The sequence below is a fragment of the Streptomyces sp. NPDC017991 genome (assembly GCF_044328075.1).
Taxonomy (GTDB): Bacteria; Actinomycetota; Actinomycetes; order Streptomycetales; family Streptomycetaceae; genus Streptomyces.
Map to the genome: position 1 here is coordinate 1,007,072 of NZ_JBIRGP010000001.1, position 21,529 is coordinate 1,028,600.

Genomic DNA, 21,529 nt, shown 5'->3' on the forward strand with positions numbered 1-21,529 from the left:
CCAGCAGCGTCGGCGCCGGCGACAAGCGGCCCCACACGGCGGACGAAGGCGCGGGCGCACGCCAACGTGGCTGTCTGGCACGGGATTTGGGGGGCACAAGGAAGGAGGAAGGAGGACGGTCCACATGACGACGTCTCTTAAGCGCATGCCCGGATGGGCGAAGGTCGTGAGTGCCGTCGTGCTGGTTCTGGTGGTGCTCTTCGCCGGTCTGCGGTGGAGCCTGCTGCCCGGACTGGGCGACGTGTTCAGCGAGGAATCACACGACCGGACAGGGCCCACGCTGCTCAAGTCCATCCAGGACATCAGCCGTTACGACGCCGCCTCGGGCAACTTCCAGGTGGTGGTGGATCTGGAGAAGGACACCAAGTATCTGCCGGACGCGGTCCGGGGCACCCGCACCCTCTACGTGGGCGCGGGCACCGTCGACTCCTATGTCGACCTCGGAAAGATCCGCGACAAGGATGTGAAGGTCAACAAGGCCCGCACATCGGCCACGCTCAGGCTCCCCCATGCCGCCCTGGGCAAGCCGGCACTGGACCCCGACCACTCGTACGCCGTCTCCAAGCAGCGCGGTCTCCTCGACCGGCTCGGCGATGTCTTCTCGGACAACCCGAACGACGAGCGGGCCGTGCAGCGGCTCGCCGCCCGGCACATCGGTGACGCCGCGAAGGACAGCGAGCTGACCGCCCGTGCCGAGGAGAACACCACCGGCATGCTCAAGGGTCTGCTGGGCTCACTCGGGTTCAAGGAGGTGCGTGTGACCTACGGGACCTGAGCCCTCGACCAGGTGCCGCCCGGCCGGTCGGCACTCGGCGCAGGACCGCGCCCGCGAGCAGCCAAGCGCAGCTCGCGGGCGCGTTCGCGTCCGGGCCGGCATGCTCCCAACCGGCCTGTCGGAGCGGCATCTTCGACCGATCAAAGGGTATGCGGGTTCCACCACACCGCAGTCTCAAACTGGAGGGTTGCATGGCCCGCGAAGCGCTACGCCCCCGCACTGCCTTTCGTTTCCGCTCCGCGTCACGCTCGGGCCCCGAGAAGACGGACTCCCGCGCCGCGAAGCCGCGTTTCCGCCTCGGCGCGAAGGCCGGGCGGCCGTCCTCGAAAACGCCCCGCAAACCGTCGTCCAAGCCACCGCGCTCGCCGTCCTCGAAGGCGGTCCGCGAACGGCGCCGCCCTCCCCTGGTCGTACGCTTCCTCGTCGTCCTCATCGCCTTCGCCGCGATGGTGGCCTTCGCAGCCGTGCTGGCCAAGCTCACGCTCCAGCCGTCGCCGGCCTCCGAGGCGCTGACGCACAACAACATCCACCCGGGGCGCTCGCTGCGCGCCTATCTCGACCAGCCCGAGTTGCGGGACGCGGTCAAGCAGATCGGCGGCAACATCGTCCTCGGCATCCCCTTCGGCGTGCTGCTGCCGCTGCTGGTGCCCAAGGCCCGCGGCATCCTGCGGGTGCTCCTGCTGACCGCCCTGGCCATGCTGTTGGTCGAGGTGGTGCAGGGGACGTTCATCACCGGACGCGCCTTCGACATCGACGACGTCATCCTCAACACCTCCGGCGCCCTGATCGGGTATCTGCTCCTCGGCCGGCGGATGAGCCACGCCGTGCATCCACGGCGACGCGACCGCAAGACCGCCGCGGCCTGAGGCTGCCGAGGGGGCGGGGCCGTCCAGGACCGCTGGGGCGGGGAGTCCGCGGGGTGTGAACAGCTGGTCTGTACCAGAGTCTTGACGCACCCCTTACTTCACTTCTTAAATCAAGAGCCGAAGCGCTTAACCCCCCACCTCAGTCGGCTCCTCCCCCACGGGGATCGCCGTACGGAAGGGAGAAGTCGTGGACTCGCCACGCCTGCTCCGCAGATACCTCCTCGCCGCCCTGTCCGCCACGCTCCTCGCGGCCGTCGCGGTCGGACCCGCGCAAGCGGATCCGGCGCGGGCGGCGCACACCCGGGCGGACCCCGCTCCGAGCGCCGCCGCGGCGGTGACGTTCCAGGACACCTTCGACGGCGCCGCCGGTTCGGCCGTCAACTCCTCGAAGTGGCAGATCGAGACCGGCGACAACGTCAGCAACCACGAGCGGCAGTACTACACGGCCGGCAACAGCAACGCGAAGCTCGACGGCCAGGGCCACCTGGTCATCGAGGCCCGCCGCGAGAACCCGAACAACTACCAGTGCTGGTACGGGCGTTGCGAGTACACCTCGGCCCGTCTCAACACCTCGGGCAAGTTCACCACCACCTACGGACGGGTCGAGGCCCGGCTGAAGGTGCCGCGCGGACAGGGCATGTGGCCCGCGTTCTGGATGCTGGGCAACGACATCGGACAGGTCGGCTGGCCCAACTCGGGCGAGATCGACATCATGGAGAACGTCGGCTTCGAGCCCGGCACCGTGCACGGCACGCTGCACGGCCCCGGCTACTCCGGCTCCGGCGGCATAGGCGCCGGCTACTCGCTGCCCGGCGGACAGGCCTTCGCCGACGCCTTCCACACCTTCGCGGTCGACTGGTCGCCCGAGGCCGTCACCTGGTCCGTGGACGGCACGGTCTACCAGCGGCGTACGCCCGCCGACCTGGGCGGCAAGCAGTGGGTGTTCAACAAGCCGTTCTTCCTGATCCTCAACCTCGCGGTGGGCGGCTACTGGCCGGGCGACCCGGACGGTTCGACCACGTTCCCGCAGCAGCTCGTCGTGGACGAGGTGAAGGTGACGACGGGCGAGAGCGCGGGTGGCGGCTCGGCCGTCAGGGGCCTCGCGGGCAAGTGCGTCGACGTGGCCGGGGCGAATCCCGCCAACGGCACACCCGTTCAGCTCTACGACTGCAACGGCACCGCGGCCCAGCAGTGGAGCGTGGGCTCGGACGGCACCATCCGGGCGCTGGGCAAGTGCCTGGACGCCGCCGGCGGCGGCACGGCCGACGGCACACCCGTCCAGCTCTGGGACTGCGCGGGCGTGCCCGCCCAGAAGTGGGTCGTCAGCGGGGCGAACGACATCGTGAACCCCCAGGCGAACAAGTGCCTGGACGTGACGGGCAACAACTCGGCCAACAGCACCCGGCTGCAGCTGTGGACCTGCACGGGAGCGGCCAACCAGAAGTGGACGGTCGGCTGAGACGCGAAAGTCCGACTGCGGCAGAGCCAGGCCCGGGGATCGCCCGGCCTGGCTCTGCTCGTACGTACGAAGCCCGCGCGTGTCCCGTGTGTCGCGCGGCACGTCCGCCCCTGCCGGGCGTGCCACTCCCCTCCTCGGGTCACGCGCACTGCACGGTCAAAGTGCCCTGGTCGGTACGGCCCCATGCACGGCCGTGCCCGCTTCCCCGGTCCGCCGAAGCGCGGGGTCACACCGCCCGCGACGGCTCACCACGGCGCGAAAGGCACAGCACGACGCGCCCCCATCGGACCCCCCGGGATTCACCCGGAGGCGCCGTCGGCCGCCGCAGGGCTATCGCGGATGCCAGGTGAGCTTGTCCCCGCCGACCCAGCGGACCACCGCGGGGTCGTCGGCGTCGTGCACCGGGATGCCGTACGCCGCGGCGTACACCAGGACATCCGTGAAGCTCCTGGCCTCACCGATGACGGCGCCGTCGATCTCCACGACGCGGAAGGGCGGATCGCCGGGCTGAACGCCCAGGACCGTGATCCGCGGGTACGAGAGGTGAGGGCTGGCGATTTCAGTCATGATCCACCGGTTCCACACGCGTGCCGCCGATAAGCCTGCCCGGGCGGCGGTGTCGGTCGTCATGGCGCTCGGCTGCCGTGCGGACCCGGCCCGGCTGGGCCACGCTGGAGCCATGGACCCGGCCGAGGCACTGGACCGTATCGCCTTCCTGCTGGAGCGGTCCCAGGCCCCCACCTATCGCGTACGGGCGTTCCGCACGGCGGCGGACGTCGTCACGGAGCTGTCCGCCGACGAGGTGGCCCGCAGGACGGCCGAGGGGTCGCTGGAGTCGCTGAAGGGCATCGGGCCGAAGACCGCGCAGGTGGTGCGCGAGGTGCTGGCCGGACAGCTGCCCGGCTATCTGGAGAAACTGGAGCAGGAGGCCGCGGAACCCCTCGTCCTGGGCGGCGAGAAACTGACGGCCCTGCTGCGCGGCGACTGCCATCTGCACTCGGACTGGTCGGACGGCGGCAGCCCCATCGAAGAGATGGGCCGCGCCGCGGCGCGGCTCGGGCACGAGTGGGCGGTCCTCACGGATCACTCGCCGCGCCTGACGGTGGCCCGAGGCCTGTCCCCCGAACGGCTGCGGGAGCAGTTGGACGTGGTGGCGGAACTGAACGAGGGCTGGGCCCCCTTCCGGCTGCTCACCGGAATCGAGTGCGACATCTTCGACGACGGATCGCTGGACCAGGAGCCGGAGCTGCTCGAACGGCTCGACGTCGTCGTGGTGTCGGTGCACTCCAAACTGCGGATGAACGCGACGGCCATGACCCGCCGGATGATCGCCGCCGTACGGAATCCGCACTCGGACGTGCTGGGGCACTGCACGGGGCGGCTGGTCACCGGGCGGGGGCGGCCGGAGTCGGAGTTCGACGCGGACGCCGTATTCGCCGCCTGCGCCGAGACGGGCACGGCCGTCGAGATCAACAGCCGCCCCGAACGGCTCGATCCACCGCGGCGGCTGCTGCGCCGGGCGGTCGCGGCCGGCGTGCTGTTCTCCGTGGACACCGACGCGCACGCTCCCGGGCAGCTCGGGTGGCAGGGGTACGGATGCGCGCGGGCCGAGGAGTGCGGGGTGCCCCCGGAGCGCGTGGTCACCACCTGGTCGGCGGAGGAACTGCTGGCCTGGACGCGGGATCGCGTGACTCCCGAGGGCGTACGGGCCCTTTGACGCGGTACTGGGATACCTGGACAACGCGACACCGCGGCGAAGGGACGATGTATGGAACGGGCGGCCGTATTCGATGTGGACGGCACTCTTGTCGACACCAACCATCTGCATGTGACGGCCTGGTGGGAGGCGTTCCGGCAGGCCGGGCACGATGTGTCGATGCACGACGTCCACCGGGCGGTGGGCCTCGGTTCCGACGACCTGATCGCGCATCTGCTGGGCGACGGGCGCGACACCGGGCAGGACGACGCCATCAGCGCCGCCCACAAGGCCGTCTACGGCACGTACTTCGAGCGGCTGCGCCCGTTCCCCGGCGCCGGTGACCTGCTGCGGCGGCTCGACAGCGAGGGCTGGGCGGTCGTGCTCGCCACCTCCGCCGGCGGGGCGGAGCTGGCGGCGCTCCGGCGGGCCATCGACGCCGACGACGTCATCAGGGCGACGGCCAGCTCCGACGACGTGGACTCCGGGAAGCCCGCGCCCGACCCGGTGGAGCACGCCCTGGAACTCGTCGGAGCCTCGGCGGAGCACTCGTTCTTCGTCGGTGACACGGTCTGGGACATGCGGGCGGGCACCAGAGCGGGTGTCCTGTGCGTGGGAGTGCTGTGCGGCGGCATCCCACGCGCCGACCTGGAGAAGGCCGGGGCGAGCTCCGTCTACCGGGACCCGGCCCATCTCCTGGCGTCGCTGTCCAGGAGCCCGCTGACGGCGGGAGGCTGACCGGGCCGTGACGCAGATCACGACCGCGACCGCTCCGACCTGGGAACACCCGTCGGTAGTTTCCCGTTAAATCAGCTGTGGGTGCGGATGGGACAGTGTCCCCGGGCCTCACCTTCCGCCCACAGGGAAGATCGTTCGGCTGAAGCCCTGTGGAGCACACCGCCGAGAGGCGACCGCCATCCGTGGCCACCCACAGACGGCCCCGACCGCGATTCCCCCGTCCGGTCGGGGCCTTTCCCGTTTTCCGCGCCTTTTCCGTTCCCCAGGGGCGTCGCTTGACTTCGAGAGCGCTCCAATCCGTAGCGTCGCCCATATGACCACTGCACAGCACAAGATCGGGTCGGGCTTCGACCGGCACAGCACCGCGGACGACGTCCTCGCCGGCATCGACCTCACGGGCAGGCTGGCGATCGTCACCGGCGGCTACTCGGGGCTCGGCCTGGAGACGACGCGCGCGCTCACCGGGGCGGGCGCCCGGGTCGTCGTTCCCGCGCGGCGGCGGGCGGTCGCCGAGGAGGCGGTCGCAGGTCTCGACGGCGTGGAGGTGGACGAGCTGGACCTCGGCGACCTGGAGAGCGTGCGCGCGTTCGCCGACCGGTTCCTCGCCTCAGGCCGCACCGTCGACCTCGTCATCGACAACGCCGGGATCATGGCCTGCCCCGAGACCCGGGTCGGCCCCGGCTGGGAAGCGCAGTTCGCGACGAACCACCTGGGCCACTTCGCCCTGGTCAACCGGCTCTGGCCGGCGATCGCCCCGGGCGGTGCGCGGATCGTCTCCGTCTCCTCGACGGGCCACCACACCTCGGACATCCGCTGGGACGACCCGCACTGGCACCGCGGCGACTACGACAAGTGGGAGGCGTACGGGCAGGCGAAGACGGCCAACGTCCTGTTCGCCGTACAGCTCGACGCACTGGGCAAGGATTCCGGTGTAAGGGCCTTCGCGCTGCACCCGGGCGGCATCCTCACGCCCCTCCAGCGCCACCTGCCCCGGCAGGAGATGGTCGAGCGCGGCTGGATCGACGAGAACGGTGTCCCGCTGAACCCGGAGGGCTTCAAGACCCCCGAGCAGGGCGCGGCCACCCAGGTGTGGGCGGCGACCTCTCCGCAGCTGTCCGGCATGGGCGGCGTCTACTGCGAGGACTGCGACATCGCCGAGCCGGCCCCGGCCGACGGTACGCGGGTCGGCGTACGCGACTACGCGATCGACCCGGCGTCCGCGGCCCGCCTGTGGGCCCTCTCCGCGGAACTCACCGGCGTCGACGCCTTCGCCTGAGACGCGCGGTCACAAGCCGCCGCGGCGCCTCAAGCACTCAGGCACAGGCACAGGCACAGGGCCCTCACGTACTCGGCGCTCAGGTGCTCAGGTGCTCACGCGCTCACGCAGGAGACTCCTCCGGCTCCGGGTCCTCGGGGTGGACCGTGCTCGTGCCCGGGTCGCCCTGCCGGCCGGTGCCCGCCTCGTCGGTGTCGGGGACGGCGGTGTCCGGCTTCGCCCGTACGCCGCCGTCCTCCTCGGAGTCCTCGCTCGGCCCTGACTCGGGCGGCGTGACGACGTCCCAGGGGTCCTCGCCCTCCTGCACCTGCTGGTCCGGCAGATCCCGGGGCACGGGTCCCTCGTTCTCCTCGGGCGTCCTGGTCCCGTATTCGCTCACGGCGCGCTCCCCTCCTCGTCGGGCCTCGTGGGGCGGAAATCCCTTGTCGGCCAGGGTGCGGGTACCTGCCGGGACGACCGCGCAAACCCGGGAGCCCCCGGGCGTCAGTGCGGAGCGCGCTCCTCCAGGGCCGCGCGCCAGGCCGGCGGCGGGGTGTCCCCCGATCCCGGTCCCGTGCCCGCGCGCCGTCCGCCGCGCGCGAAGAAGTCGGCCAGCGGAAGGATCGCCGCGCCGACCGTGACCGCGTCGGGCCCGAGGGCGCCGAGTTCGATCGTGACCCGTTCGGCCGGGTGGCGCAGCGCGTACGAGACGGCGTGGGCGCGGACGGCGGGCAGGAAGCGGGAGCCCAGCTGGAGTCCGGCCCAGCCGCCGATGAGGATGCGTTCGGGCTGGAAGAGGTTGATCAGGTCGGAGAGGCCCGCGCCCAGGTACTCGGCCGTCTCCTCCAACACGGCGAGCGCCACAGGGTCGGCCACCACACCGGCAACACCGGGATCACCGGTCACCTCATTCCCGGTTGCCGCGCTGCCGGTCGCCGCATTCCCGGTCGCCGCGCTGCCTGCCGCCGCACCGCGGACCGCCGCATCGGTAGCTGCCAGGCCGACCGCGGACGTGCTCCCGGCAGCCCCGCCGTCGACCGTCGAGGCGCCCATGGACGCGGGCGCGCCCGGGCTCGCGGGCGCCCCCGCGCGCGCCCCGCCGCCCCCCGAACCGCCCTCGACCGGGTAGGCCGCCGCCAGCATGGCCGTGAGGGCGGTCTCCTCGTCGACCCCCTTGGGCGGCCGTCCCCCGGCCTCCTCCCAGCGTTCCAGCAGGGCCTCGGCCCCGGCGTAGGCCTCCAGACAGCCGAGCGCACCGCAGCGGCAGCGGCGCCCCCTGACCCGTACCGTCAGATGTCCCCATTCCACCGCCCGGCCCAGTTCCACGTCGTCCGAGACCAGGCTGGCGCCGACACCGGAACCGAAGAGGACCACGACCGCGTTGCGCGCGCCGCGTCCGGCGCCGAACCACATCTCGGCCTGGCCGAGGGTCTTGGCGCCGTTGTCGGTGAAGTACGGGACGGAGTCCGGGAGCCCGCAGGCGGCACGGAGCAGGGACTCCAGCGGGACGGCGGGCCAGCCGATGGTCTGGCCGTGCACGACGGCACCCTCGGCCGCGGTGCGTTCCACGATGCCGGGTACGCCGATGCCGACGCCCAGCAGTCGCTCGGGGGCGATGCCGGCGGTGGCCAGGACCTCGGCGACGCCGTCGCTGATGTGGCCGACGATGACGTCGACGTCGTAACCCTGGTGCTCCAACGGCCGTTCGGTGCGGGCGAGTTCGGTCAGTGACAGGTCGAAGAGTTCGACGCGGACGCGGGTCTCGCCGACGTCCACGCCGATCATGTGGCCGCTGGCGGGGGCGACCCGGAGCAGGGTGCGGGGCCGGCCGCCGTCCGAGTCGACACTGCCCGCCTCCTCCACCAGGCCGTCGGCGACGAGCTCGGCGACGACGTTGCTGATGGAGCCGGAACTGAGCCCGGTGGCGGGCCCGAGTTCGAACCGGCTCATCGGTCCGTCGAAGTAGAGCCTCCTCAGTACGGCCGTGCGATTGCCTCGTCGCAGGTCACGTACCGTTCGCCCGTTCCGCCCCGCCATGTGGTCCCTTCCCGCCGTACCCCCGACCTGCAAGATACCGCTGCGCGATCCCTTGACGCGACTTTCTTCCGGGTCTTAACTCACGTCCTAAATTAAGCCGTGAGGATCGTTCGGGAAGTGAACGCAGGACGATCCTCCGTTTTCCCTCCGGAAGGGACGCCTGACGCCATGCGCAGAACCCGAGCCGCGGCCGCGAGCGCGGTCACTGTCTCCTTGCTGGCCGCCGTGACCGCGTGCGGCGGTGGCTCGTCGACGGACGGCGGGTCCAACGACTCGCCGAAGACGCTCACCTACTGGGCCTCCAACCAGGGCCCGAGCATCGAGGTCGACAAAAAGACCCTCGCTCCCGAACTGAAGAAGTTCGAGAAGCAGACCGGCATCAAGGTGAAACTGGAGGTCATCCCCTGGTCGGATCTCCTCAACCGCATCCTCGCCGCGACCACTTCGGGCCAGGGCCCGGACGTCCTCAACATCGGCAACACCTGGTCCGCCTCCCTCCAGGCGACCGGGGCCCTGCTGCCCTGGGACGCCAAGAACTTCGGGAAGATCGGCGGCAAGGACCGGTTCGTCGAGTCGGCGCTCGGCTCGGCGGGTGAGACCGGCTCCGACCCGGCGGCGGTCCCGCTGTACTCGATGGCGTACGCCCTCTACTACAACAAGAAGATGTTCGAGGACGCGGGGATATCCGGACCGCCCGCCACCTGGGACGACCTGGTCGCCGACGGGAAGAAGATCTCCAAGGACGACAAGTGGGCGCTGGGCGCCGAGGGCGCGAACCTGTCGGAGAACATCCACCACGTCTTCGTCCTCGCCAAGCAGCACGGTGCCGACTTCTTCGACGCCGACGGCAAGCCCGACTTCACCTCCGACGGGGCCGTGGCGGCGGTCAAGCAGTACGTCGACCTGATGGGCAAGGACAAGGTCGTCGCGCCCGGCAACGCCGAGTACGCGCAGAACCAGTCCCTCCAGGACTTCGCCAAGGACAAGACGGCGATGGTGCTGTGGCAGACGGCGGCGGCCACGCTCAAGGCCCACGGCATGAGCGACGACGAGTGGGGCGTCGCGCCGGTGCCGGTCCAGTCCGGCACCCCGGGTGCCGACACGGCCGTCAACTCGATGGTGGCGGGCATCAACATGGCCGTCTTCAAGAACACCGACAACATCGACGGCTCCCTGAAGTTCGTGAACTTCATGACGAGCGTGGACGAGCAGACCATCCTCAACAAGACCTACGGGTCCATCCCGCCGGTCAAGGCGGCCCAGCAGGACCCCGCGTTCAACACGCCCGCCCTGAAGGTCATCCGGGACACGCTCGCCAAGAGCGCGGCCCCGCTGCCGCAGGTGGCCAACGAGTCGCAGTTCGAGACCGCGGTCGGCACGGCCGTCAAGGAGCTCTTCGCGGACGCGGCGGCCGGCCGGCCGGTGACCACGGCCTCGGTCAAGGAGAAGCTCGACGAGGCCCAGCAGCAGATGCCGAAGAAGTGAGCGTTCGATGACCGTGACCGCCGAACCCGCGGTCGGGAAGGAAGCACCGCCCGGTGCGACGGCGCCTGCCCCGCGCCGCCGCACCGGGCGGGTACGCCGGATAGCCCTGCCGTATCTGCTCCTGCTGCCCGCCCTGCTGCTCGAACTCCTCGTCCATCTGGTGCCGATGGTGATCGGCATCGTCATGAGCTTCAAGGAGCTCACGCAGTTCTACATCCGCGACTGGGGCGCCGCCCCCTGGGCGGGCTTCGACAACTACAGCCTGTCGGTGGACTTCGACGCGCCCATCGGCAAGGCGCTGCTCCACTCGTTCTTCGTGACCTGCGCGTTCACCGTCCTCTCCGTCGGCCTGTGCTGGCTGCTCGGTACGACGGCGGCGGTGTACATGCAGGAGAACTTCCGCGGCCGGGGTTTCCTGCGGGCCGTGTTCCTCGTCCCGTACGCGCTTCCGGTGTACGCGGCCGTCATCACCTGGGCCTTCATGTTCCAGCGGGACAACGGCCTGGTGAACCACGTACTGCACGACCAGCTGGGCCTCACCGACAGCCCGTCCTTCTGGCTGATCGGCGACAACAGCTTCGTCGCGCTGCTCGTCGTGTCGGTGTGGAAGGGCTGGCCGTTCGCCTTCCTGATCGTGATGGCGGGCCTGCAGAACATTCCCAAGGAGCTGTACGAGGCGGCGGCGATCGACGGGGCCGGGATGCTTCAGCAACTGCGCCGCATCACGCTGCCGTCGCTGCGGCCGGTCAACCAGGTGCTGGTCCTCGTGCTCTTCCTGTGGACGTTCAACGACTTCAACACGCCGTACGTGCTGTTCGGCAAGGCGGCGCCGGAAGCGGCGGACCTGATCTCGATCCACATCTACCAGTCGTCGTTCGTGACGTGGAACTTCGGGACGGGATCCGCGATGTCCGTGCTGCTTCTGCTGTTCCTGCTGGTCGTGACGGGTGTCTACCTCGTCCTGACCTCACGCGGACGGAGGGCGGCCGATGTCTAGGACCACCACGGCGGCGCGGCCGGGGAAGCCGGTGGGTGCGCGGCGGTCGCCGATGGCTGCGCCCCGGTCCTTCGTGTGGTCGCGGCGCATCTTTCTCACCCTGCTCACCGGTTTCGTGCTGCTGCCGGTGTACGTGATGCTGTCCAGCTCGCTGAAGCCGCTGGAGGACGTGTCGGGCGAGTTCCGCTGGCTGCCCAGCGGGCTGACGATCCGCCCGTACATCGACATCTGGTCGACGGTCCCGCTGGCGAAGTACTTCGTCAACTCGCTGATCGTGGCGGGCGCGGCGACGGTCCTCTCGGTGGTGATCGCGATCTTCGCCGCGTACGGGGTGAGCCGTTACCGCTTCCGCGGGAAGCGCCTGTTCACCGTGACCGTGCTGTCCACCCAGATGTTCCCCGGGATCCTGTTCCTGCTTCCGCTGTTCCTGATCTACGTGAACATCGGCAACGCCACCGGTATCGCGCTCTTCGGTTCGCGGATCGGTCTGATCCTGACCTATCTGACGTTCTCGCTGCCGTTCTCGATCTGGATGCTGATCGGCTACTTCGAGTCGGTGCCGCGCGACCTGGACGAGGCGGCGATGGTGGACGGCAACGGGCCGCTCGGCGCGCTCTTCAGGGTCGTCGTGCCCGCCGCGGTGCCGGGGATCGTCGCCGTCGCGGTGTACGCGTTCATGACGGCGTGGGGCGAGGTGCTGTTCGCGTCGGTGATGACCAACGACACCACCCGCACGCTCGCCGTGGGCCTCCAGGGCTACGCCACGCAGAACGACGTGTACTGGAACCAGGTCATGGCCGCCTCACTCGTGGTGAGCGTGCCCGTGGTCGCCGGGTTCCTGCTGCTCCAGCGCTATCTGGTCGCCGGACTCACCGCCGGGGCCGTCAAGTGACCACCACCCGCCCGCCCCGCAACTCCCCCGTTTCCGAGAGGACTTCTGTGACCATCGATCTCGCCGCACTCCCCCAGGACTTCGTGTGGGGCACGGCCACCTCGGCGTACCAGATCGAAGGTGCCGTGGCCGAGGACGGCCGTTCGCCCTCCATCTGGGACACCTTCTCGCACACACCGGGGAAGGTGGACGGCGACGACCACGGGGATGTCGCCTGCGACCACTACCACCGGTGGCGCGAGGACATCGCCCTGATGAAGGAACTGGGCACCAACGCGTACCGGCTGTCGATCGCCTGGCCACGGGTGGTGCCGGGCGGCGACGGGCCGGCGAACGCCAAGGGCCTGGACTTCTACGACTCCTTGATCGACGGTCTGCTGGAGGCCGGCATCACGCCGTCGGTCACCCTGTACCACTGGGATCTTCCGCAGGTGCTCCAGGACCGGGGCGGCTGGACCGAGCGCGACACCGCACACCACCTGGCGGCGTACGCGACGGTCGTGGCCGAGCGCCTCGGCGACCGTGTCCAGCACTGGACGACCCTCAACGAGCCGCTGTGCTCCGCCTGGATCGGTCACCTGGAGGGCCGGATGGCCCCGGGCCTGACCGACCTCACCGCGGCGGTCCGCGCGTCCTACCACCTGCTCCTCGGCCACGGTCTCGCCACCCAGGCGATCCGTGCCGCGGCCCCGGGCGCCCAGGTCGGCATCGTCAACAACCTGTCCTACATCGAGGCCGCCACCGAGCGCCCCGAGGACATCGCGGCGGCCCGGCGCATGGACGGGCACACCAACCGCTGGTGGCTCGACCCGGTCCACGGCCGCGGCTTCCCGGCGGACATGCGCGAGGTGTACGGGGTCGAACTCCCGGAACAGGCGGGCGACTTGGCGGTCATGGCCCAGCCGCTGGACTGGCTGGGGCTCAACTACTACTTCCCGTCGGCCATCGCGGACGACCCGACGGGCCCGGCCCCGTACGCCGCCGCCGTCCGCCGTCACGGTGTGCCGCGCACGGCCATGGACTGGGAGATCGACGCGGCCGGCATCGAGAACCTGCTGCTGCGCCTCACGGACGAGTACGGCGCGCGGAAGCTGTACGTCACCGAGAACGGCTCCGCCTATCCGGACGTCGTACGCCCGGACGGCACGGTCGACGATCCCGAGCGCACCCGGTACCTCGAACAGCATCTGGCGGCCTGCGCCTCCGCGGCCCGCAAGGGGGCTCCGCTGGCGGGCTATTTCGCGTGGTCGCTGCTGGACAACTTCGAGTGGGCGTACGGCTACGACAAGCGCTTCGGTCTCGTCCACGTCGACTACCGGACGCAGCGGCGCACGGTGAAGGGCAGCGGGCGCCGGTACGCCGAGATCGTCCGGGAGCACGGCGGGAGGCAGCGCGAGGCCGCCTGACGCCTGACGCCTGACGCCTACCGGGTCGACTCGTCAGGTGTCGTGCTCGTCCCCCATGCCCCGGGGGACCGTCTCGGTGAGCATGATCAGGTAGAGATAGGAGCGATGGAGGGCGAGCCCGCGGCCGCGCCCCGGGGTGCCATGGCTGCGCGGCCGTCCTTCGCGCGCCTCAAAGATTGCGCCGTTCCCCGCGCCCCTAAAGGGCGCGGGGCTCTGTCCGTATGCGGCTCCGCCGCGGGGCGCGGCCGGCCGCAACGGACCCGCACCAAGCCCGTAACGCCCGCCCCCACCCCCGTACAACCGCACCGCATAAGCTCCCCGCATGGAACAGAGCGAGATCATCCTCCGAGCGATCGGCGTCCTGACCGAGACCCAGGAAATGGTGCGCAGGCTCAACGACGACACCGAGGTCGACATCGACGCCGGCGAGGCCCAGCTCGGCAGGCTCGTGACGGAGGTCTTCCCCTCGGTGGAGGTCCCCGGCGACGCGACCCCCGCCGAGGCCGGCCAAGCGGTCGTCGACGCCCTGATGCCCGCGGCCATCTCCCTGGTCGGCGCCTTCGCCTTCCTGTTCTCGGAACTCGCCGACATCCACGACACGGAACGCACCGAGATCAAGAGCACCGATCTCCTGCGCACCCTCGCACTCCGCCTGTCCGACACGGACTCGACCGCCGGCCCCGACCCGGACCCCGGCGGCGACGCGTAGCGCTCCCCTGACCACCCCACAAAAACACATTGGCTCTCTGCGGATCGGCTACGTAGCCTAGGCCATAACCTAGTGACCCTAGGTTTAGCTCTAGCGCCGCCCACGACCCGCCAGGAGAACCCCGCCATGAAGCCGCTCACCGAGCAGGACATCCGCAGTTCGTTCGTCAACTGCTCCAAGGGCGAGGCCAAGCGCCTGTTCGTGCCGCACGATCTGACGGACCGGCCGTGGGACGATCTGGACTTCCTGGGCTGGCGCGACCCCGGGGCGCCCGACCGCAGTTACCTGGTGACCGAGCGGTCGGGCGACCCCGTCGGCGTGACCCTGCGCTTCCCCTCGCAGCAGCGCGGCTTCACGCACCGCAGCATGTGCTCCCTGTGCCTGACCACCCACCCGGGGAACGGCGTCTCCCTCATGACGGCCCGCAAGGTCGGCCCGGCCGGCCGCGAGGGCAACTCGGTCGGCGTCTACATCTGCGCCGACCTCGCCTGCTCCCTCTACGTACGCGGCAAGAAGCTGCCCGGACCCGGGGCGCGCTTCGAGGAGAGCCTCACCGTGGAGGAGCAGGTCGCCCGTATGAACGGCCACGTGTCGGCCTTCCTGGACCGCCTCCACTCCTGACCGACCGGACGGTAGGCGGCATCGGCGGAGCCGACCCCTCCGTTCGCGTTCGACGGGGCCGTCGAACGGGAAGTGGCCAAGGATGCGAGATGTACGTGAAGTGTGGGCCGCCGGTGCCGCCCAGGTGACCGAGTGGCGCCAGCAGCCCGTGATCGTCCAGACGGTCCGGGCGGCGGCGGCCGCGACCGTGGCCTACGTGGTCGCTCTGCGCTTCAGCCCCGAGGCCGCGCCGCTCACCGCCCCCCTGACCGCGCTCCTCGTCGTCCAGGTCACCCTCTACGCCACCCTCACCACCGGCATCCGGCGGGTGAACGCCGTGGTGGCCGGCGTCCTCGTCGCCATCGGTTTCAGCGCCCTGGTGGGACTGACCTGGTGGAGCCTGGGACTGCTCATCCTGGCCGCGCTGGCCGTAGGGCACCTGGTGCGGGTCAGCGAGTTCGTGCCCGAGGTGGCGATCAGCGCCATGCTGGTCCTGGGGGTCACCCGGATCGGCGACACGGCCTGGGCCCGGATCCTGGAGACGGTGATCGGTGCGGTGGTCGGCCTCGGCTGCAATCTGCTGTTCGCTCCCCCGGTGTGGGTCGGCGCCGCCGGTGAGTCCATCGAGGACCTGGCACGCCGGATGCGGCGGTTGATGCTGCGCGTCGGCGACGAGGCGGCCGGCCGCACACAGGTGGCCGTCGCGGCCGAGAGCCTGCACGAGGCACGGCGGCTCGACCACGACATCGTCGACGTGGACGCGGCCCTCAAACAGGCCGAGGACAGCCTGCGGCTCAATCCGCGCGTACGGGAGGGGCTGCTGCACCGGGTCGTCCTGCGCACAGGGCTCGACACACTGGAGATCTGCACGGTGGTCCTGCGGGTACTCACCCGCACCCTCACCGACCTCGCCAAGGAACGCGCCCCAGAGCCGCTGTTCGAGTCGCGGATCGGGGAGGTGTTCGAACAGCTCCTGTCCGAGGTCGGTGACGCCGTGGTCAGTTTCGCCGTGCTGGTCACCACCGACGTCAGCCGCAGCGCCGAGTCGGCGGAGGCCCGGCTCGCCCACGAACTCACCGCCGCGACGGCCACCCGCGACAAGCTGGCCCAGCTCCTTCTGGAGGAGGTGCAGCGGGACGCTCACCAGTGGCAGCTGTACGGCGCCGTGGTCACCGAGGTCACCCGGATCCTCGACGAACTCGACATGGAACACCGCTCCCGCCGCCTGCTGGAGGAACTGGACCGCTGTACGCGCGAACAGCGCGAGCGCATGCCCCGGCTGGACCGCCTCCGCCGACGCCTGCGCCGCGCACGGCGGAACCGCAAGGCCCCCTCGACTCGTACTACGTGATGTACCGACACCGCCGCGACTGGGCGACCCGCCCACGGGGCGGCACATGACGACAGAGGGAGTGCGGATGGCCGACGGCACCGTCCGGATCGACGGGAACTCACTGCTTGTGGCGGGCGGCGTGCGGGTCCGGTTCATCCGTACCCTGCGCCTGCCCGAGACGGGCACGCACGCGCTGCCTCCGGGGCTCGGCGAGTTCCCGCTGCGCCGCGTGGAGGACTACCCGGAGACGGTGCCCGCCGAGTGGCTGGCCCGCGGCGGAGTGATGCTGCCGGTGTATCTGCGCGAGGCGATGTGGCTGAGCTTCGGCGGCACGATCGAACCGGCGGCCCTGCAGGTGGGCGCGGGCAAGGTGTGCGCGGTGTCCGGCAAGCCGTGGAGCCCCCGGCCGGCCCGGGATCCGCAGAACTACGTGGTGCTGCCCCGCCAACCGTGGCTCGACGGCATCAACTCCGGCAAGGGCACGGTCCGTCAGTTCGTGGCGGTGCCGCTCGGGCTGGGCGCGACGGTCGAGGGCCAGGTGACCGGCGAGGAGGTGTGGGGCGGCGTACAACTGCAGTCGTTCCCGCTGACCGACGCCGCGCTGCACGCGTGGCACGAGGAGCAGCGCCGGCTGGCGGAGGAAACGGCACGCAGACAGGCCCTGATGGCGTCGGGCGGCTACGGCGCCCCGGCTCCGATGGCCGCGCCCGGTGCCATGGCCGCACCCGGTGGCATGCCGCAACCGGGCGGTGCCATGCCCGCGGCCCCGGCGGCGGCTCCGCCCCGCGCCTCGGGGGCGATGGGTCTGGGCGTCGGCGGTTCGATGCGTCAGGAGGTCTACCAGGACGACCGCCCGCTGTCGGACTGGTCGACCACCGCGTCCGGGCGGGTCTTCGTCCACCTCGTGACGCCGCCGGAGTGGCGGCGCATCACGGGCGAGGCTCCCCCGCCGTCCCCCGTCGACCGCGCGGCCTACACCCGCGCCAGGCTGCCCTGGTTCGACTACTACGACCAGGACGGCACGGATCTCGATCCCACGGACGAACTCGGCGCGGTCAAGCCGGTCGGTGACTGGCTCGGCGACGACCACACTCCGTGGCAGCCGCCGTCGCCGGGCCAGGTGAAGCCACTGGGTGACGCGCCGGGGAAGCCGGTGGGCGACGGGGACTGGTGAGCCGGACCCCGGTCCGCCGGGGGCGCGTTCTCCTCACCCGTCGCCCTCAGCTCGCTCCTCGGTTCGCTCCTCGGTTCGCTCCTCGGTTCATCCCTCGCTTTCCGTGCGCTGTCGCTGCAGCGTGCGCGGGCAGCTCGCGCCGCTCGCCTGTGTGAGCAGGATGTGCATGCGCTCGGTGAGCTGTCCGACGTCGTCCGCGGGCCGGTGGAAGGGCAGTCGTACGTCGCCGTGGCCGCGGACGCGCTCGATGCGCAGCGTCAGCCCGTGCCGGTCCACGGCGAGCGGCTGCACCCGGACGGCGCCGTGCAGGCAGTCCGGTTCGACGAGCCGGGTCAGTCGCTCGACGGCGTCCGGGTGCGAATCGGCGAGGTGGGTGAGCAGTTGCGCCTCCGCGAGGGCCAACGGGTCGGGCTCGGCGGCGGCGTACTCGTCGAGGTCGACGACGACCGACCCGCCGGCCTCGCGCAGCACGGCGCGGGTGGGGTGGAACGTCAGGTGATCGTCCTCGGGCGCGAACCAGCCCGCCATCCACAGGCGCGAGCGGATACGGTTGCGTACCGGGACGGGCGCCACGTCGGCGAACTCCAGTACGGCGGACGGCTCTCCGCGTGGCGCGCAGATCGCGGCCGTGGTGAGCACGCTGTCGTCGGGCAGGTGCAGCAGCACCCGGCCGTCCTCCGCGACGGTGTGGACGCCGATGAACTCCTCCCGACCGCCTTCCGCGGTCACCGCGCAGGACCACGCCGCGGCGAGCACCGAGCGGGCACGTTGCGCCGTGGCCGGTGCGGCCGTCCAGCTGTGACGGTCACCCATCCCAAAACCTCCATTTAGGTAAGCCTTGCCTAACCTACAGAAGATCGGGGTGTAAGCCAACCACAAGGCACCGCTCAGGGCACCTTTGTGACAGCGAGTTCACGGACGGACGGCTCCGAGCAGGGCTCGCGCGCACACGTCGCGCACCTGTTCCCGGGAGAGGTCCGGCTCCTTGAGCCACTCCAGACAGGCGGCCGCCATGAAGGCCAGCCACCCCCGCACGGCGATCCGCAGGACCGGCAGGTCCTCCTCGGTCCAGGCCGTCTCCGGGTCGGCCGCCAGCGCCTCCAGGATCTGCCGCTGCTGTGCGGCGAGCGTCTCCCGGTACACCTTCCGGACTGCCTGGTCCCCCGCCGCCTCCGCGCGGTGGAAGGCGCGGAAGCCGTGCGCGTGCTTCTGGACGTACTCCAGGAAGGTGTCGAGCCCGGCGTCGATCTGCGTACGCACGGGCACTCCGGGCACGGCGGCGGTGACCCGCAGCATGCGCCTGCTCTCGCGCTCGACCACGGCCGCGAAGAAGTCCCGCTTGGTCGGGAAGTAGTGGTAGAGCAACCCCCGTGACACACCGGCGAGTTCGGCGACCTGCTCGATCCAGACGTCGTCGTACGGACTCTCCGAGAACAGGCGTGCCCCGACCGTGAGCAGTTCCTCCCGGCGCTCCTCGGAACTGAGCCGACGACGCGTGCGCTCCCCCTCCTTGGCGGCCATGCCCGCACTTTACTCGGCCCACCGACCCGGCCGACGTCTTGCACGACGCCTTGCACGACGTCTTGCAGGCGCTGCGCACCACGTCTTACTTGACGTCGGTTCAACAGCGGGACCAGACTGGCGGCCACTGTTGAATCCGCGTACAACAAGCTCGACCGGCGGCCGGTGCAGGGGAGATGACGTGATGGCGGGCACCAGAGAGACCCAGTCGTCGAAGGGCGCGTCGAAAGGCGCGTCGAAAGGCGCGCTGCCGAAGGGGTTCCGCAGCGCGGAGCTGGGCTGGCCCGAGCTGCACCGCATCCCGCACCCGCCCTACCGCGTGCCGCTGATCGGCGACGCCGTCGGGACCAACCTCCGTACGCCGTTGCAGGATTCGCTGCGCGTCGGACGAGCGCTCGGGCCGATCTTCCGGCGCAAGGGGTTCGGCAAGGAGATCGTCTTCGTCTGGGGCGCGGGGCTCACGGGCGAGCTGGCGGACGAGTCACGGTTCGCCAAGCACGTGGGGCTGGGGGTCGCCAACCTCCGTCCCGTCGCCGGGGACGGCCTCTTCACGGCGTACAACCACGAGCCGAACTGGCAGCTGGCGCACGACGTGCTGGCGCCCGGCTTCAGCCGTGAGGCCATGGAGGGCTATCACGCGATGATGCTGGGGGTGGCCTCCCGGCTCACCGACCGCTGGGACGGCGCGCAGGCCGCGGGACGGGCCGTCGACGTGCCCGGCGACATGACGAAGCTGACCCTGGAGACGATCGCCCGCACCGGCTTCGGCCATGACTTCGACTCCTTCGAGCGGGCCCGGCCGCACCCCTTCGTCACGGCCATGGTGGGCGCCCTGTCGTACGCGCAGCGCCTCAATGTCGTCCCCGCACCGGTGGCGCCCGTGCTGATGCGCGCGGCCACCCGCCGCAACCGGGCCGACGTGGCGTACCTGAACCGCACGGTCGACGCCGTCGTCGAGGCGCGGCTGCACGGGCCGGCCGGGGACGGCGACCTCCTCGACCGGATGCTGGGGACCGCCCATCCGGAGACCGGGGAGCGTCTCACCCCCGAGAACGTCCGCCGCCAGGTCATCACCTTCCTGATCGCCGGCCACGAGACGACGTCGGGCGCGCTCTCCTTCGCCCTGCACTATCTGGCGCGGCACCCCGAGATCGCCGCCCGCGCCCGTGCCGAGGTGGACCGCGTCTGGGGAGACGCGCCGGAACCGGCCTACGAGCAGGTCGCCAGGCTCCGGTACGTGCGGCGCGTACTCGACGAGTCGCTGCGGTTGTGGCCGACGGCGCCCGCGTTCGCGCGCGAGGCCCGTGAGGACACGGTCCTGGGCGGTGCCCATCCGATGCGCCGGGGCGCGTGGGCGCTGGTCCTGATGCCGCTCCTGCACCGCGATCCCGACGCGTGGGGCCCGGACGCGGAGCGGTTCGACCCGGACCGCTTCGAACCGGCGGCCGTACGGGCCCGGCCCGCCCACACCTTCAAGCCGTTCGGCACCGGTGCGCGGGCCTGCATCGGGCGGCAGTTCGCACTGCACGAGGCGACGCTCGTGCTGGGGCTGCTCCTGCGCCGGTACGAGCTGCTGCCGGACCCCGCCTACCGGCTGCGGGTGGCGGAGCGGCTCACGCTGATGCCGGAGGGGCTGACCCTGCGGCTCGGCCGCCGCTCCCCCGCACCGGCCGTCGGGCCGGAGGTGTCCGGGGTCCGGGAGTCGGCGTCGGCGTCGGCGTCGACGTCACGGTGTCCAGTGACCGGGGCGGGTGAATGACGCCGGAAGCCTGGTGCCGGCGCTGCCCTTGGCGGCGTTGAGCTGCGGCTGGGTGAGGAAGAGGGCGCCGGTCAGGTCGGCGTCCGTGAGGTCGGCGTCACGCAGGTCGGCGCCGATCAGATCCGCGGAGCGCAGATCGGCGCCCGTCAGGTCCGCGGCGATGAGGTAGGCGCCGCGGAGGTTGGCGCCCCGCAGATCGGCGCCCTTGAGCCGGGCACCCATCAGGTCGGCGCCCCGGCGTTCCTTCTTCTTGTCCTTCTTGTTGTTCCTGTCCCGGCCGAGACCGGCGCGGGCCAGCTCGCTGGCGCGCAGCAGCAGGACGTTGACGTCCTGGCGGACCGCCGTCACGTCCAGTCCGGCCAGTTCCTCCCGCTCCCGGCGGGTGAGCGCCTCGGTGCGGTCGAGCGCGCGGCGCAGTTCGGGGTGGACCGGGCGGGCCGCGGGCAGCTCCAGCGCCTGGGTGAGATACCAGAGCAGTTCCTGCAGTTGCCGTACGGCATGGAACACGTCGAACATCAGCCGGGAGTGCTCCCGGTCCCCCGAGCGCCAGTCCTCGCCGCCGAAGGTGAGCTGCGAGACCTTCTGGCCCGCGCCGAAGCAGTCGTAGACCGTGCAGCCGTTGAAGCCCCGCTGCCGCAGTTCCGTGTGGATGCCGCAGCCGAAGTCCGTCCGCAGGTTGCGGCAGGGGCTCCCGGCGGCCTTGTCGATCGCGAAGTCCGCCGAGGCGGCGAAGGGCAGCGCGACACAGCACAGCCCGAAGCACTGGGCACAGTCGGCTGTCAGTTCGGTGCGGGCCGGGGCCAGGCTGCCGGGTTCGTCTTGCATGC

21 protein-coding genes are annotated in these 21,529 nt (G+C 71.0%); 15 read left to right on the forward strand and 6 right to left on the reverse strand.

What is annotated here, in order from left to right:
* The first annotated feature begins 124 nt into the window (after positions 1 to 124).
* The 3 genes from ACH4DZ_RS04325 (at position 125) to ACH4DZ_RS04335 (ending at position 3,100) form a co-directional block, all read left to right on the forward strand.
* Positions 125 to 775, forward strand: coding sequence for a DUF4230 domain-containing protein (locus tag ACH4DZ_RS04325; RefSeq protein ID WP_398285374.1), 651 nt, complete (start codon positions 125 to 127; stop codon positions 773 to 775).
* Between the two features lie 191 nt (positions 776 to 966).
* Positions 967 to 1,641, forward strand: coding sequence for a VanZ family protein (locus tag ACH4DZ_RS04330; protein WP_398285375.1), 675 nt, complete (start codon positions 967 to 969; stop codon positions 1,639 to 1,641).
* A gap of 187 nt (positions 1,642 to 1,828) precedes the next feature.
* A complete protein-coding gene (locus ACH4DZ_RS04335; protein ID WP_398285376.1) occupies positions 1,829 to 3,100 on the forward strand; it encodes a ricin-type beta-trefoil lectin domain protein in 1,272 nt (423 codons plus the stop codon).
* A 330-nt stretch (positions 3,101 to 3,430) separates the two neighbouring features.
* On the opposite strand, the gene ACH4DZ_RS04340 is transcribed toward ACH4DZ_RS04335, so the two are convergent.
* Positions 3,431 to 3,667, reverse strand: coding sequence for a hypothetical protein (locus ACH4DZ_RS04340; RefSeq protein ID WP_398285377.1), 237 nt, complete (start codon positions 3,665 to 3,667; stop codon positions 3,431 to 3,433).
* 112 nt (positions 3,668 to 3,779) lie between these two features.
* Here ACH4DZ_RS04340 and ACH4DZ_RS04345 point away from each other — a divergent pair, with 112 nt between their 5' ends.
* The 3 genes from ACH4DZ_RS04345 (at position 3,780) to ACH4DZ_RS04355 (ending at position 6,810) form a co-directional block, all read left to right on the forward strand.
* Positions 3,780 to 4,817, forward strand: coding sequence for a PHP domain-containing protein (locus ACH4DZ_RS04345; RefSeq protein WP_398285475.1), 1,038 nt, complete (start codon positions 3,780 to 3,782; stop codon positions 4,815 to 4,817).
* 51 nt (positions 4,818 to 4,868) lie between these two features.
* On the forward strand, positions 4,869 to 5,534 hold the full coding sequence (locus tag ACH4DZ_RS04350; RefSeq protein WP_398285378.1) for an HAD family hydrolase: 666 nt from the start codon (positions 4,869 to 4,871) through the stop codon (positions 5,532 to 5,534).
* A 313-nt stretch (positions 5,535 to 5,847) separates the two neighbouring features.
* Complete coding sequence (locus ACH4DZ_RS04355) at positions 5,848 to 6,810, forward strand: SDR family NAD(P)-dependent oxidoreductase (RefSeq protein ID WP_398285379.1); 963 nt, start codon at positions 5,848 to 5,850, stop codon at positions 6,808 to 6,810.
* A gap of 103 nt (positions 6,811 to 6,913) precedes the next feature.
* Here the strand turns inward: ACH4DZ_RS04355 and ACH4DZ_RS04360 are convergent, their stop codons facing one another.
* Positions 6,914 to 7,189 (reverse strand): hypothetical protein, encoded by a 276-nt coding sequence (locus ACH4DZ_RS04360; RefSeq protein WP_398285380.1) that lies wholly within the window; start codon positions 7,187 to 7,189, stop codon positions 6,914 to 6,916.
* A gap of 104 nt (positions 7,190 to 7,293) precedes the next feature.
* On the reverse strand, positions 7,294 to 8,826 hold the full coding sequence (locus ACH4DZ_RS04365) for an ROK family protein (protein WP_398285381.1): 1,533 nt from the start codon (positions 8,824 to 8,826) through the stop codon (positions 7,294 to 7,296).
* A 168-nt stretch (positions 8,827 to 8,994) separates the two neighbouring features.
* Here ACH4DZ_RS04365 and ACH4DZ_RS04370 point away from each other — a divergent pair, with 168 nt between their 5' ends.
* From ACH4DZ_RS04370 to ACH4DZ_RS04405, 8 genes are all read left to right on the forward strand, one after another.
* A complete protein-coding gene (locus ACH4DZ_RS04370) occupies positions 8,995 to 10,311 on the forward strand; it encodes an ABC transporter substrate-binding protein (RefSeq protein ID WP_398285382.1) in 1,317 nt (438 codons plus the stop codon).
* Positions 10,312 to 10,318: 7 nt separating this feature from the next.
* Complete coding sequence (locus tag ACH4DZ_RS04375) at positions 10,319 to 11,308, forward strand: carbohydrate ABC transporter permease (RefSeq protein ID WP_398285383.1); 990 nt, start codon at positions 10,319 to 10,321, stop codon at positions 11,306 to 11,308.
* Positions 11,301 to 12,200, forward strand: coding sequence for a carbohydrate ABC transporter permease (locus ACH4DZ_RS04380; protein ID WP_384802075.1), 900 nt, complete (start codon positions 11,301 to 11,303; stop codon positions 12,198 to 12,200). The genes ACH4DZ_RS04375 and ACH4DZ_RS04380 overlap by 8 nt, the downstream gene beginning before the upstream one ends.
* Positions 12,201 to 12,247: 47 nt before the next feature.
* On the forward strand, positions 12,248 to 13,606 hold the full coding sequence (locus ACH4DZ_RS04385) for a GH1 family beta-glucosidase (protein WP_398285384.1): 1,359 nt from the start codon (positions 12,248 to 12,250) through the stop codon (positions 13,604 to 13,606).
* 322 nt (positions 13,607 to 13,928) lie between these two features.
* The gene (locus tag ACH4DZ_RS04390; protein ID WP_398285385.1) at positions 13,929 to 14,315 is read left to right on the forward strand and encodes a hypothetical protein; all 387 of its coding nucleotides are present in this window, start codon (positions 13,929 to 13,931) and stop codon (positions 14,313 to 14,315) included.
* Between the two features lie 126 nt (positions 14,316 to 14,441).
* A complete protein-coding gene (locus tag ACH4DZ_RS04395; RefSeq protein ID WP_398285386.1) occupies positions 14,442 to 14,936 on the forward strand; it encodes an FBP domain-containing protein in 495 nt (164 codons plus the stop codon).
* An 82-nt stretch (positions 14,937 to 15,018) separates the two neighbouring features.
* A complete protein-coding gene (locus tag ACH4DZ_RS04400) occupies positions 15,019 to 16,266 on the forward strand; it encodes an aromatic acid exporter family protein (protein ID WP_398285387.1) in 1,248 nt (415 codons plus the stop codon).
* A gap of 67 nt (positions 16,267 to 16,333) precedes the next feature.
* Positions 16,334 to 17,422 carry a hypothetical protein gene (locus tag ACH4DZ_RS04405; RefSeq protein WP_398285476.1) on the forward strand — a complete coding sequence of 363 codons (1,089 nt, stop codon included), beginning with the start codon at positions 16,334 to 16,336 and terminating at the stop codon, positions 17,420 to 17,422.
* A gap of 87 nt (positions 17,423 to 17,509) precedes the next feature.
* On the opposite strand, the gene ACH4DZ_RS04410 is transcribed toward ACH4DZ_RS04405, so the two are convergent.
* Positions 17,510 to 18,235 carry a DUF2470 domain-containing protein gene (locus ACH4DZ_RS04410; protein WP_398285388.1) on the reverse strand — a complete coding sequence of 242 codons (726 nt, stop codon included), beginning with the start codon at positions 18,233 to 18,235 and terminating at the stop codon, positions 17,510 to 17,512.
* A gap of 99 nt (positions 18,236 to 18,334) precedes the next feature.
* Complete coding sequence (locus ACH4DZ_RS04415; RefSeq protein WP_398285389.1) at positions 18,335 to 18,943, reverse strand: TetR/AcrR family transcriptional regulator; 609 nt, start codon at positions 18,941 to 18,943, stop codon at positions 18,335 to 18,337.
* A gap of 184 nt (positions 18,944 to 19,127) precedes the next feature.
* Between ACH4DZ_RS04415 and ACH4DZ_RS04420 the strand changes: the two genes are divergently transcribed.
* Positions 19,128 to 20,702, forward strand: a complete 1,575-nt coding sequence (locus ACH4DZ_RS04420; protein WP_398285390.1) for a cytochrome P450 — start codon at positions 19,128 to 19,130, stop codon at positions 20,700 to 20,702.
* Here ACH4DZ_RS04420 and ACH4DZ_RS04425 read toward each other — a convergent pair.
* The gene (locus ACH4DZ_RS04425) at positions 20,670 to 21,527 is read right to left on the reverse strand and encodes a pentapeptide repeat-containing protein (RefSeq protein WP_398285391.1); all 858 of its coding nucleotides are present in this window, start codon (positions 21,525 to 21,527) and stop codon (positions 20,670 to 20,672) included. The genes ACH4DZ_RS04420 and ACH4DZ_RS04425 overlap by 33 nt on opposite strands.
* Between the last annotated feature and the right edge of the window lie 2 nt (positions 21,528 to 21,529).

Coding starts and splice junctions, on each gene's coding strand:
- ACH4DZ_RS04325 (WP_398285374.1), top strand. CDS start 125: ATGACGACGTCTCTTAAGCGCATGCCCGGATGGGCGAAGGTCGTGAGT.
- ACH4DZ_RS04330 (WP_398285375.1), top strand. CDS start 967: ATGGCCCGCGAAGCGCTACGCCCCCGCACTGCCTTTCGTTTCCGCTCC.
- ACH4DZ_RS04340 (WP_398285377.1), bottom strand. CDS start 3,667: ATGACTGAAATCGCCAGCCCTCACCTCTCGTACCCGCGGATCACGGTC.
- ACH4DZ_RS04345 (WP_398285475.1), top strand. CDS start 3,780: ATGGACCCGGCCGAGGCACTGGACCGTATCGCCTTCCTGCTGGAGCGG.
- ACH4DZ_RS04350 (WP_398285378.1), top strand. CDS start 4,869: ATGGAACGGGCGGCCGTATTCGATGTGGACGGCACTCTTGTCGACACC.
- ACH4DZ_RS04355 (WP_398285379.1), top strand. CDS start 5,848: ATGACCACTGCACAGCACAAGATCGGGTCGGGCTTCGACCGGCACAGC.
- ACH4DZ_RS04365 (WP_398285381.1), bottom strand. CDS start 8,826: ATGGCGGGGCGGAACGGGCGAACGGTACGTGACCTGCGACGAGGCAAT.
- ACH4DZ_RS04370 (WP_398285382.1), top strand. CDS start 8,995: ATGCGCAGAACCCGAGCCGCGGCCGCGAGCGCGGTCACTGTCTCCTTG.
- ACH4DZ_RS04375 (WP_398285383.1), top strand. CDS start 10,319: ATGACCGTGACCGCCGAACCCGCGGTCGGGAAGGAAGCACCGCCCGGT.
- ACH4DZ_RS04380 (WP_384802075.1), top strand. CDS start 11,301: ATGTCTAGGACCACCACGGCGGCGCGGCCGGGGAAGCCGGTGGGTGCG.
- ACH4DZ_RS04390 (WP_398285385.1), top strand. CDS start 13,929: ATGGAACAGAGCGAGATCATCCTCCGAGCGATCGGCGTCCTGACCGAG.
- ACH4DZ_RS04395 (WP_398285386.1), top strand. CDS start 14,442: ATGAAGCCGCTCACCGAGCAGGACATCCGCAGTTCGTTCGTCAACTGC.
- ACH4DZ_RS04400 (WP_398285387.1), top strand. CDS start 15,019: ATGCGAGATGTACGTGAAGTGTGGGCCGCCGGTGCCGCCCAGGTGACC.
- ACH4DZ_RS04405 (WP_398285476.1), top strand. CDS start 16,334: ATGGCCGACGGCACCGTCCGGATCGACGGGAACTCACTGCTTGTGGCG.
- ACH4DZ_RS04410 (WP_398285388.1), bottom strand. CDS start 18,235: ATGGGTGACCGTCACAGCTGGACGGCCGCACCGGCCACGGCGCAACGT.
- ACH4DZ_RS04415 (WP_398285389.1), bottom strand. CDS start 18,943: ATGGCCGCCAAGGAGGGGGAGCGCACGCGTCGTCGGCTCAGTTCCGAG.
- ACH4DZ_RS04420 (WP_398285390.1), top strand. CDS start 19,128: ATGGCGGGCACCAGAGAGACCCAGTCGTCGAAGGGCGCGTCGAAAGGC.
- ACH4DZ_RS04425 (WP_398285391.1), bottom strand. CDS start 21,527: ATGCAAGACGAACCCGGCAGCCTGGCCCCGGCCCGCACCGAACTGACA.